The organism is Microbacterium sp. AR7-10, from assembly GCF_001878835.1.
GTDB classification, from domain to species: domain Bacteria; phylum Actinomycetota; class Actinomycetes; order Actinomycetales; family Microbacteriaceae; genus Microbacterium; species Microbacterium commune.
Window position 1 is genome coordinate 26,192 of sequence record NZ_MJIR01000113.1, and the last position, 11,576, is coordinate 37,767.

An 11,576-nucleotide genomic window follows, 5' to 3' on the forward strand; every position below is an offset into this window, starting at 1 on the left:
GCGGGTCGTGACGCCCGATCCGGCGGGGTGCTCGCCCGCGATACGGTGGGCGGGTGACGGCACGACGACTCCACCTGGTGCGCCATGGCGAAGTGCACAACCCGAAGCGGGTGCTCTACGGGCGCCTGCCCGATTACCACCTGAGCAGGGCCGGGCGCCGGATGGCGCGCGATGCGGCCGAGTATCTGGCATCCGCAGGCCGCCCCGTGAGCGAACTGCGCTGCTCTCCGCTGGAGCGCACCCAGGAATCCGCCGAGCCGTTCACCGAGCTGTTCGGGCTGGACGCGACGCACGACGCGCGCATCATCGAACCCGCCAACGTGTTCGAGGGGCAGCGGATGTCGCGCGCTCTGCGCAATCCGTTCAACTGGCGGCATCTGCGTCGACCGTCGGTGCCCAGCTGGGGTGAGCCGTACACGTCGGTCGCGACGCGCATGCGCGCGGCGGTGGATGAGGCGTGGGATGCCGCCGAGCGGGCGGCCGCGGTGCACGAGGGCGACATCGTGTTCGTCTCGCACCAGGCGCCGATCTGGATCACGCACCTCTCGGTCGCAGGAATCACGCTGCAGCACGATCCGCGCACCCGGCGCTGCGCGCTGTCGAGCATCACCTCGTTCGAGCGCGTCGGCGACGTGTGGCGTGAGGTCGACTACGCGGAGCCCGCAGCCAAGGGCGTCGACCTCGGCGCGGTCTGACCCACCGGTTTCGAATCGCTCACCTGGCGGNNCCGCCAGGTGAGCGATTCGAACGCGGCTGGGCGGGCCGGCTCAGAGCGCGCATAGGAACCGCGCGTACGATTCCCAGCGTGTCCGTGCCTGCTCGATCCCTTCGCGGCGCTTGGCGCATCGGCGCCGCAGCGCTCTCCGCGACGCTCGCCATCGGCCTGAGCGCCTGCGCGCCCGACCCCATGGTCGAGGCGTACAAGAACGGCGATCAGAAGGCGTACACGACCGCCGATTTCCGAGTCGAGTCGATCCCGGCCGCCGAGCGCAAGGCGCCCGTCGATTTCGGCGGGGTCACCGAAGACGGGACGACGTTCTCGAGCGACGACATCCGCGGCGAGGTCGCCGTCGTGAACTTCTGGTACGCCGGGTGCGGGCCCTGCCGCATCGAAGCCGAAGACCTCGAGGCGACCTGGCAGAAGCACAAGGACGACGGCGTGCAGTTCATCGGCGTGAACATCTACGACCAGGCCGACACCGCGAAGGCCTTCGCGAAGACGTACGGCGTCACCTACCCGAGCCTCATGGACGCCACCACCGGCGACGCCAAGCTCGCGTTCGCCCGGGTGACGCCGATCCAGGCACCGCCGACCACGCTCGTGCTCGACAGGCAGGGGCGGGTCGCCGCGCGCATCATCGGGCCGATCGACGGCACCTCGATCCTGTCGACCCTCATCAAGGACGCCCTCGAGGAGAAGGCGTGACTCCGGATGCCGTGATCGGAGCCGGCGCGCTCTGGATCGCCATCCCACTCGCCCTGCTCGCAGGGCTCGTGTCGTTCCTGTCGCCGTGCATCCTGCCGCTGGTACCGGGGTATCTGGGATTCCTCGGGGGAGCGGCGGGAACCGCAGCCCCCTCGGCGCAGGTCAGCGCATCCACCTTCCCACGCCGCCGGATGCTTCTCAGCGTCCTCCTGTTCATCGCCGGGTTCACGGTGGTGTTCGTCGCCTACACGGTGATCGGCGGCGCGGCATCCGTCTTCTTCCTGGAATGGGGCGACCTGATCACCCGCGTCCTGGGCGGCGTCGTCGTGCTGATGGGCCTGGTCTTCCTCGGAATGTTCGGCTTCGCGCAGCGCGAGTACAAGATGCGGGTCGACTCGACCGCCGGTCTCATCGGCGCACCTCTGCTCGGCTTCACGCTCGCGATCGGCTGGGCGCCGTGCACCGGCCCCACACTCGGCGCCATCATCAGCGTCGGCTGGACCCTGGGCGACCCGTGGCGTGCCGGACTGCTCGGTGTCGCGTACTCGCTCGGCCTCGGCATCCCGTTCCTGCTGGTCGCGCTCGGCTTCGGCTGGGCGACCAGCGCGACCGCCTTCATGCGGCGCCACATCCGCGTCGTCAACATCGTCGGCGGTGCGCTGCTGATCGTGCTGGGCCTGCTGATGGTCACCGGCGTGTGGACCCAGATCATGTCTCGACTCACGGCGGTGATGAGCAGTGTCATCCTCCCCCTCTGATCGCTCCGACGGCACGGCGGCCGCATCCGATCCGCTTCGGCCCTCCGATCACATCGACTCCGCGCCCGTCGACGACAACGACATCAATCAGCCCGCGCTGGGCGTCGTCGGCTGGCTGCGGTGGGGCTGGCGCCAGCTGACGTCGATGCGCGTCGCGCTGGTGCTGCTGCTGATCCTCGCCATCGCCGCGATCCCCGGATCGGTGTTCCCGCAGCGCACGGCCGACCCCAACGGCGTCGTGCAGTACCGGCAGAACAATCCCGACATCTTCCCCGTGCTCGACGCGATGCGGATGTTCGACGTGTACTCGTCGCCCTGGTTCTCGGCGATCTACCTGCTGCTGTTCGTCTCGCTGATCGGCTGCATCATCCCGCGCATCAAGCACCACGCGAAGGCGCTGCGCGCGTTGCCGCCGCGCACCCCGGCGCGGCTCGGCCGACTCGAGCACCACCGTTCGGTGACCCGGGAGAACGGCGACGCGGCCGCGGCGATCGACGTCGCCGAGAAGCAGCTCAAGTCGCTCGGGTACCGCGTGGCACGCTACGACCGCGGCACGACGTGGTCTGTGTCGGCCGAGCGCGGGTACTGGCGAGAGACCGGCAACCTGCTCTTCCACATCGCTCTCGTCGGCGTGCTGGTCACGGTCGGCATCGGCGGAGGCTTCGCGTACACCGGCCAGCGCGTGGTCATCGAGGGCGCCAGCTACGTGAACACCCTGATCGACTACAACTCGATCAACCGGGGTCGTTTCGTCGCGGACGACGCGTTCCAGCCCTACGCGCTCACGCTCGACTCGTTCGACGTTACCTACGAGGATTTCGGCACCCCCGGTGCGGGTCAGGCCGGCAACTTCGCCGCCAACCTCTCGGTGCGAAACGTCGACGGCTCGACCAGCAAGGGCACCGTGCGCGTGAACCACCCGCTGCACGTCGGCGGCGACAGCGTCTACCTGCTCGGCAACGGATACGCACCGACCATCACGGTGCGCAACGCCGAGGGCGACACGGTGTTCAGCGGGCCGGTCGAGTTCCTGCCGCAGGACAGCGCGATGACCTCGCTCGGCGTGGTGAAGGTCACCGACGGCATGCCCGAGCAGCTCGGCATGATCGGCTTCCTCTACCCGACACCGCTGAAGATGAAGAGCGGCGCGTACACCTCGGTGCACGGCGCGCTGAACCTTCCGCTGCTGACGCTGGACGTCTATCAGGGCGATCTCGGCGTCGACGGCGGCAAGCCGGTCTCGGTGTTCGAGCTCAACACCGACGGTCTCGAGAAGCTCAACGGGCGCACCACCGACACCGAGTCGATCGAGCTGCAGCCCGGTGAGACGGCCGACCTGCCCAACGGGCTCGGCACCGTCACGTTCGAGAACGTGTCGCCGAAGGGCGCGAAAGACACGCTGCAGTCGGTCAAGCGCTACGTCTCCCTGCAGATCCACCACGACGCGTCGGCGCCGTGGGTGCTGGCGTTCGCGCTGCTCGCCCTCGCCGGCCTGGGGCTGGCCCTCTTCGTGCCGCGTCGACGCATGTGGGTGAAGGCCACCACCGCCGACGACGGCATCCACCTCGAGTACGCCGCACTCGCGCGCGGCGACGATCCGACCCTCGCCGCCGCCGTTGACGACCTCGTCCGCGGACACGAGCGGCTTCTCGAAGCGGCCGCGCCCGAAGGCTCGACCCCCGCGAAGGGAGCATGACATGCCCGACCTCGATTCGATCTCGATCCTCACGCTGTGGACGGCCATCGCCGTCTACGCCGGCTCGTTCATCGCCTACGCCTTCGACCTCGCCCGTCGCTCCTCCGCGACGATCGCAGAGGTCGAGACGCCGGTGCTGGTCGCGGCCGGGGGAGCGGATGCCCGTGGCGCCGGCTCGCCGGCATCCGGAACCGCTGCAGGCGGCGCAGCCAGGAGCGGGAAGGCGAAGAGCGGCACGCCGCGCTACATCTTCGCCCGCATCGGCACGGCGCTGGCGATCCTCGGCTGGCTGTTCCATCTCACGTCGACGCTGACCCGCGGCTTCGCCGCCGGACGCGTGCCGTGGGCGAACCTGTACGAGTTCGCGATGGTCGGCACGCTGCTGATCATGGCCGTGTACCTCGTGGTGCTCACCCGCATCGACCTGCGCTACCTGGGAACGTTCATCTCGGGGCTCGTGGTCGTGCTGCTGGGGGCCGCCGCGGCGAACTTCTACGTCGCGGTCACCCCGCTGGTCGACCCGCTGAAGTCGGTGTGGCTCGTGATCCACGTGTTCGTGGCATCGCTGTCGACCGCCCTGTTCGCGCTCGCCTTCGCTCTGTCGGTCATGCAGCTCATGCAGTCGCGGCGCGAGCGTCGCATCGCGGACGGCGTCGAGAACGCGGGTCCGGGGTTCCTGCGCACACTGCCGAACACGGTGCGTCTCGAGAACATGGCGTACCACTTCGCGGTCGTGGGCTTCATCTTCTGGACCTTCACGCTGATCGCCGGCTCGATCTGGGCGCAGGACGCCTGGGGTCGCTACTGGGGCTTCGACGTGAAGGAGACCTGGACGTTCATCATCTGGGTGCTCTACGCCGGGTACATCCACGCCCGCGCGACGCGCGGCTGGCGCGGCAACCCGTCAGCATGGCTCTCGATCACCGGATTCACCGCCGTGATCTTCAACTTCGCGATCGTGAACGTCTTCTTCAAGGGCCTCCACGCGTACTCCGGCCTGAGCTGAGCTGAGCTGAGCTCTTCGCCCACGAGGCCGCCCACGCGGCGGGCACGCAGGAGAACAGACGAGGGCAGGACCTGGATCATCGGATCCGTCCTGCCCTCGTCTGTTCGCCTGCGCCCGCAGAGGAGGGCGGCAGGCGTCCGGATGCTAGGCCGCGGCCAGCACGGCCTTCGCTGACGTCGTGCGCCGGGTGGCCACCGCGATGGTGGCGGCACCGAGCGACAGCACAGCCCACACGACCAGGCCGGCGAAGGCCGCACCGCTCGGCTCGATCAGCCCGCTCAGAGCGGGCGCCGTCGGCATCGCGGCGCCGAGGCCCGCGAGCCAGTCGGGCACCGTCGAGATGAGGCTCGTCGCGAACGCCAGCACGCCCACCAGGGCGCTGATCCAGCGACCGATGCCGCCGAGCACGGCGACGAGCGCCTGGTTGATCGCGGCGAAGGCGATGCCGACGATGATCGCGAACCCGGCGAAGCCCCACCACGTCGCCGCGTCGTACGCCACGACCAGCTGCACGACCAGCGCGACCAGCAGGCCCTGCGCCGCACCGATCGCCGCGGCGGGCCAGAACCCGCGCAGCACCATGCCGGCCGACGAGCGTCGCGAGGTGAGCGCGCTGCCGGGAACCGCCCGCAGCACGACGAAGGACGCCAGCGCCCCGAACCACAGCACGACGGCCGACAGCAGGGGAATCGTCGCCGGACCGAAGAAGTCGTTCGTGTCGGAGCTCGAGGTGACCGGGTCGGCGATCACCGACGCGAGGGACGTCGACTGCTCGTCGTCGAACGACGGCAGCGAGGTCGACGCGGTGCGCAGGCCCTCGGCGAGCTCGTCGGTGCCGGATGCCAGGTCGTCGAGTCCGCTCGAGAGCTCACCCGCACCGTCGCCGAGGGCGGTGATGCCGTCGCCGAGCTGCGACGCGCCGTCAGCGAGGCCCGATGCCCCGGTCGCCGACTGGCCCACGCCGTCGGCGAGCTGGCCCAGTCCGCTGCCGAGCTGGGATGCCGCCGTACCGGCCGTACGCAGCTGGCCGGCGATCGTCTTGGGAGCCTCGGTGCTCAGCTGCGTGAGCCCGTCGGCCGTTCCCGCGGCGGCCTGCGCCGCAGGCCCGGCGTACTGCGACGCGGCGCCGGCGGCCTGCGCGGCCTGTCCGGCCGGCTCGACCAGACCCCCGGCGAGCCCGGCCGCCTGATCGAGCTGGCCGCAGAAGTCGGGATTCGCGGTGCGGTCGCACTGCGCGGCGAGTCCGGCGAGCTGCTGCGACAGGCCGCTGACACCGGTCTGCACGCCGGCGGTCGCGGCAGCCGCGCCGTCCGCCGCCTGCTTCACCCCGGCGGTGGCCTGCTTGGCCCCGTTCGCGGCATCCAGCAGCTGACCCGGCACGAGTCCGCCGCTCTCCAGCGCCGCCGCACCCGAGATCAGACCCTGTCCGAGCTGCGTCGCGCCCGAACCGGCTTCGCGCGCCTTCCCGGCGATCGTGTTCAGGCCACCCGCGAGCTCACCCGCGCCGTCCGCGAGCTTGTTCGCCCCGTCGGCCAGCTGCGCCGCGCCGCCCGGAATCTCGGCCGCGCCGTCGGCGGCGGAGCGTGCACCGTCGGCGAGCTGGTCGGCGCCGTCGGCGGCATCCCCGATCTGGTCGCCGATGGTCTTGAAGCCGATCAGTACGTTGCCGACCGTCGCCTCGCTCAGCATCGTGCCGAGGGTCGAGGCGGCGACCGAGGCGATCTGCTGGCTGATCAGCCCGTCGGCCACGCGCCCGTCGGGCGGAGAGGTGACGCTGATCTCGGCCTGCTCGGCGGTTCCCTCGCCGTCCTGCAGGGCGAGGCCCGCCGAGGTGGCGTCCTTCGAGAACGACCTCGGGATCGTCACGATCGCCTGGTACCGGCCGTCGGCCATGCCCTCGGCAGCATCGTCCTCGTTCGAGATGACCCACGTGAGGTTCGAGTCGAGCTCATCCGAGCCCTCCACGAGCCCGGCGGCGAGCTGACGGCCGAGCGGGGTGTACTGCCCGTCGATGGTGACCGGCTTGTCGAGGTTGACGACCGCGGCGGTCATCTCCTCGAGGCGGTCGGTCGGGTCGTGCAGGGCGGCGACCAGGATGCCGCCGATCATCGCGGGCAGCAGCAGCACCCCGATCAGCGTCAGCCAGGTGATCGGTCGCCGGGAGCGTGCGCGTTCGATGGGAAGACTCATGCGGTCACCTCGGTCGGGTCGGGAAGGACGGAAGTGCGGGACAGATCCGAGACGGATGCCGGGGCGCGGCCGGCATCGGCGAGAAGCCGCTGCGCGGCATCCGGATCCGTCGTGGTGAAGACCACGGCAAGCGCGTCACCGGCGTCGCGCAGCCGCACGGCGATCTGATCGCGGTGCGAGAGCGACATGCGCTCGATGCCGTGCAGGATGACCAGCGCCGTGTGACCGCGCAGCGCCTCGCCGACGTGAGCGGGGGCATCCGGCTCGTCGAGCAGCGCGACGCCGACGTGCGCGCGCACCCACACCGCGCGACCGGGCAGCAGGTGTCCGGCGACGCGCAGCCTGCCGGCATCCGGGGTCACCCGCCCCGCCAGCACGAGCGCCAGGGCGCGCAGCGCGCGCGACGTCGTTCCGGTGACGACCAGCGATCCCCCCGGCGCGAGGCGCAGGTGCGCCCCGTGGATGTCCGCCTCGTCGACGACGAGGTCGTCGGCCGCGAGGACGCTCCCGTCACCCGGCCACGCCTCGAGCGCGCGCTCGCGCTCGACCGCCTCGCCCTCGATGTCGACGTGCGGCAGGATGCGCTGCATCCACCGCGGGATGCGCCACGCGCGGTCGCCGAGGATCGCCATCACCGCGGGGATCAGCGTCATGCGCACGAGGAACGCGTCGATCGCGATGCCCGCGGCGAGCCCGAGGGCGATCGGCTTGAGCGACGAGTCGCCCTCCGGCACGAACGCGACGAAGACCGCGAACATGATGAGCGCCGCCGCCGTGACCACGCGGGCGGTGCCGGCGAAGCCGGATCGCACCGCCTCGACGGCCGCAGCGCGACCAGAGCCCGCGGCGTGCACGAAGTCCTCGCGCATCCGCGAGACGAGGAACACCTGATAGTCCATGGCCAGGCCGAACAGCACACCCATCAGCACGATCGGCATGAAGCTGATGATCGGGCCCGTGCGCGCGACGTGCAGGGCATCCGCGAACCAGCCCCACTCGAAGACCGCGGCGACGACGCCGAACGCGGCGGCGATCGCCGCGGTGACCGGCACCCAGATCGAGCGGAAGACGATCGCCAGCAGGATCAGCGACAGGCCGATCACGAAGATGCCGAACGGAAGCAGCGCCGAGCCGAGCTGATCGGAGATGTCGATCGCGACGGCGGTGAATCCGGTGACCTTCAGGTCGATGCCGTACTCGTCGAGCCACTCGTCGTGGTGCGAGCGCAGTTCGCGCACGAGGTCGCTGGTGGCGGGGTCGTCGGGGGCGGTCTCGGGGATGATCTGCACGATGCCGGTGTCGGCCGTCTCGTTCGGCGTGGCCAGGGCGACCTCGCGTACGCCGGGCAGCTTCTCGACCTCGTCGCCGAGATCCTGCATGAGGTTCAGCGGATCGGTGGAGGTGACGATCGTCCCGGTGAGGATCAGCGGGCCGTTGAAGCCGGGGCCGAATTCCTCTGCGGTGAGGTCGTAGCTGATGCGCGCCTCGGATCCCTTCGGCAGCACGCCCGCGTTGGGCAGTGCGAGGTTGAGACTGAGCGCCGGGATCGCGACGATGCCGAGGCCGACGATGACCGCCGTGGCGACCATGACCGGACGCTTCGTGATGGCGTTCACCCAGCGCCGCGAGAAGGTGGGCCGAGGTGCCGCATCCGTCTTCCGGCGCGCGCGGCGCGGGCGCCCGGCGACGCGACCCTTCACGAATCCGAGCATCGCGGGGGTGAGCGTGACCGAGATGGCGACGGCGATCGCCACGGCGACCGAGGCGGCGACGCCCATGGTCGTCAGGAACGGGATGCCCGCGAAACCGAGCCCGATCAGGGCGATCAGCACCGTGACTCCGGCGAACACGACGGCCGAGCCGGCCGTGCCGACGGCTCGTGCGGCGGACTGCTCGGGATCGACGCCATCGCGCACCTGATCCTGGTGCCGGGCGACGATGAACAGCGCGTAGTCGATGCCGACCGCGAGGCCGAGCATGAGCGCGAGCAGGGGAGTGGTCGACGAGACGGTCGCGAATGCCGTGGCAGCGAAGATGCCGGCCATCGAGATGCCGACGCCGAGCACTGCGGTCAGCAGGGGAAGGCCCGCGACGACGAACGAGCGGAACGTCACGATCAGCACGAGCAGGGCGATGAGCAGGCCGATCGCCTCGGTGATCGTGACGGTGGGGATCGACGTGGCGAACAGGTCGCCGCCGAGCGCCGCCTGCGATCCGTCCGGCAGCGCCGTGGCGAGGTCGTCGACGCGCTGCTGCAGGTCGTCTTTCACGCTGTCCGGCACGTCCGTCGACTGCCCGTCGAACTGCAGGCGCACGATCGCGGCGGTCTTCTCGTTGTTGACCATGCCGGTGATGTTCTCATCGTAGGGCGACGTCACGGCGAGCACTCCGTCGATGCGCTCGAGATCCCGCACAGTGCTCTCGATGTCGTCGCGGTACGCGGTATCAGTGACGTCATCGCCGTCGGCGGCGACCACGATGAACTGGGCGTTCGTGCCGCTCACCTGGGGGAAGGTGCGCTGCAGCTGCTCGAGTCCGGCCTGCGACTCGGTGCCGGGGATGGAGAACGTGTTGTCTGTTCCCGCGCCGAGCCCCACCGCGCCGCCGCCCGCGACGCCGAGCACGATCAGCCAGGCGACGAGCACACGCCAGGGGTGGCGGAACGACCATCGGCCGAGCGAGGAGAGAAGGGTGGACACGCGGCCTCCGCAGAATCTCGATACATGTCTGTATTGAATACGTAGATGTATCGTAAGGGCATCGGGATGCCGGATGCTGTGCACCCGATGTGAAGGAGGAGCCGATGTCGACGACGCGCAGCCGTGAGAACACCCGCGCGCGCCTGCTCGAGGCGGCTGCGCAGGTGTTCGCCGGAATGGGCCTGGAGGGCGCCACCGTCGAGGCCGTCTGCGAGCGGGCCGGATTCACCCGCGGTGCGTTCTACTCGAACTTCGAGTCGAAGGACGCCCTGTTCCTCGAGCTCGCCGCGTCGGTCGGCGAAGCGCGCCTGCAGGCCGTCCGCGAGCGGGTCTCGGCCCTCGTCGGCCAGAACGCCATCGACGACTGCGACCCGGCCGACCTCGTGCAGCAGATCATGGACTCCGGCGCCGATGACCGCGTCGGCGTGATGATGATGAGCGAGATCCGCATCCGTGCGCTGCGGGATCCGGGATTCGGCGCCGCGTACCTCGCACAGGAGGACGAGATGGTGGGCAGTATCGCCGCCATCATTCAGGAGATCGTCGACACGGGGCAGATCACTCTGCGCATCGGCGCGGAGGAGGCGGCCCGGCTGCTGATGATCGTGTGGGAGGGGATGATCGTGCGCGGCGCGATGAGCGGCGAGGATTCGGATCGACTGCGCCGCACGGGCAGCGAGGCCCTCGGCCGCATAGTCGAGCTGATCCGCCTCTAGACACAGGCCTATTCGCCTGCTCTGGTCGCCGGTTCTGGTCGACGGCCTCAGCCTCGGGTATCCAGCAGCGCGTGGCAGCGCTCGAGACGCGCCAGCCACCAGTCGCGCCGCTCGGGCGGCGCCTCCAGGCGCGCCAGTGCACCGGCATCCGGAATCACCCGCGCCGCAGACACCGAGCCGCCCACCGGGCGGGCGTCGGCGACGTCGTCGGTGAAGAGCGAGGCGGTGCCCAGCCCGCAGTCGAACTCGAGAGAGGGGAGGGATGCCGCGAGCGCCGCCCCCTGCGACAGCCCCACTGCGGTGTCGAGCGCGCTCGAGACGACCGCCGGCAGCCCTGCCTGCGCGACGATGTCGAGCGCTCGCCGGATGCCGCCGAGCGGCTGCGCCTTGATGACGACGAGATCCGCGGCGCCGGCGCGGGCGACCGCCAGCGGATCATCGGCCTTGCGGATGCTCTCGTCGGCGGCGATCGGGATACCCATGTGCTTCACCCGACGGCGCAGCTCCGCGAGCTCGTCGACCGACGCGCAGGGCTGCTCGGCGTACTCGAGATCGAACTCGGCGAGAGCGTGGATGGCGTGCTCGGCCTCGTCGACGTTCCAGCCGGCGTTCGCGTCGACGCGGATCCGGCCCTCGGGACCCATCTGCTCTCGCACGGCGCGGACGCGGGCGATGTCGTCGGCCAGCACCTGGCCGCGCTCGGCGACCTTGACCTTGGCGGTGCGGCATCCGTCGAATCGGGCGAGCACCTCGGGCACGCGCGCCGCCCCGACGGCCGGCACGGTGGCGTTGACGGGGATGCGCTCACGCAGCGCCCGGGGCTGCTCGTGCCAGGCGAAGTCGATCGCCGCAGCGAGCCAGGTGGCGGCCTCGGCGTCGGGGTACTCGACGAAGGGCGAGAACTCGGCCCAGCCCTGCGGTCCCTCGAACAGCAGCGCCTCGCGCACGTCGACGCCGCGGAAGCGCGTGTTCATCGGCAGGGCGACCACGCGGGCGGTCGCGAGCAGGTCGGCGAGGGGCGGCGTCATGCGTCCATCATGCCCGCGCATCCGGCCCGGGCTCTTCGTCGACACCCCATCTCGTGC

9 protein-coding genes are annotated in these 11,576 nt (G+C 70.5%); 6 read left to right on the forward strand and 3 right to left on the reverse strand.

Annotated elements, in window-relative coordinates; genetic code table 11:
• Window positions 1–53: 53 nt before the first annotated feature.
• The 5 genes from BFN01_RS14535 to ccsB all read left to right on the forward strand — a co-directional run bounded on the left by BFN01_RS14535 (window position 54) and on the right by ccsB (window position 4,886).
• Window positions 54–695 carry a histidine phosphatase family protein gene (locus BFN01_RS14535; RefSeq protein ID WP_071645036.1) on the forward strand — a complete coding sequence of 214 codons (642 nt, stop codon included), beginning with the start codon at window positions 54–56 and terminating at the stop codon, window positions 693–695.
• Window positions 696–805: 110 nt separating this feature from the next.
• The gene (locus BFN01_RS14540; protein ID WP_256221176.1) at window positions 806–1,426 is read left to right on the forward strand and encodes a TlpA disulfide reductase family protein; all 621 of its coding nucleotides are present in this window, start codon (window positions 806–808) and stop codon (window positions 1,424–1,426) included.
• Window positions 1,423–2,184 (forward strand): cytochrome c biogenesis CcdA family protein, encoded by a 762-nt coding sequence (locus tag BFN01_RS14545; RefSeq protein ID WP_071645037.1) that lies wholly within the window; start codon window positions 1,423–1,425, stop codon window positions 2,182–2,184. The genes BFN01_RS14540 and BFN01_RS14545 overlap by 4 nt, the downstream gene beginning before the upstream one ends.
• On the forward strand, window positions 2,165–3,880 hold the full coding sequence (locus BFN01_RS14550; RefSeq protein ID WP_071645038.1) for a cytochrome c biogenesis protein ResB: 1,716 nt from the start codon (window positions 2,165–2,167) through the stop codon (window positions 3,878–3,880). Before BFN01_RS14545 ends, BFN01_RS14550 begins: the two co-directional genes overlap by 20 nt.
• 1 nt (window position 3,881) lies before the next feature.
• Window positions 3,882–4,886 carry a c-type cytochrome biogenesis protein CcsB gene (gene ccsB / locus BFN01_RS14555; protein ID WP_071645039.1) on the forward strand — a complete coding sequence of 335 codons (1,005 nt, stop codon included), beginning with the start codon at window positions 3,882–3,884 and terminating at the stop codon, window positions 4,884–4,886.
• A 144-nt stretch (window positions 4,887–5,030) separates the two neighbouring features.
• On the opposite strand, the gene BFN01_RS14560 is transcribed toward ccsB, so the two are convergent.
• Window positions 5,031–7,076 (reverse strand): YhgE/Pip domain-containing protein, encoded by a 2,046-nt coding sequence (locus tag BFN01_RS14560; RefSeq protein ID WP_071645040.1) that lies wholly within the window; start codon window positions 7,074–7,076, stop codon window positions 5,031–5,033.
• Entirely contained in the window at window positions 7,073–9,775 is a 2,703-nt protein-coding gene (locus BFN01_RS14565) for an efflux RND transporter permease subunit (protein WP_071645041.1), read from the reverse strand. The genes BFN01_RS14560 and BFN01_RS14565 overlap by 4 nt, the downstream gene beginning before the upstream one ends.
• 104 nt (window positions 9,776–9,879) lie before the next feature.
• Between BFN01_RS14565 and BFN01_RS14570 the strand changes: the two genes are divergently transcribed.
• Window positions 9,880–10,491: a TetR/AcrR family transcriptional regulator gene (locus tag BFN01_RS14570; protein WP_071645042.1), complete on the forward strand. Its 612-nt coding sequence runs from the start codon at window positions 9,880–9,882 to the stop codon at window positions 10,489–10,491.
• 47 nt (window positions 10,492–10,538) lie between these two features.
• Here BFN01_RS14570 and BFN01_RS14575 read toward each other — a convergent pair whose 3' ends face one another.
• A complete protein-coding gene (locus BFN01_RS14575) occupies window positions 10,539–11,519 on the reverse strand; it encodes an o-succinylbenzoate synthase (RefSeq protein ID WP_071645043.1) in 981 nt (326 codons plus the stop codon).
• Window positions 11,520–11,576: the final 57 nt, after the last annotated feature.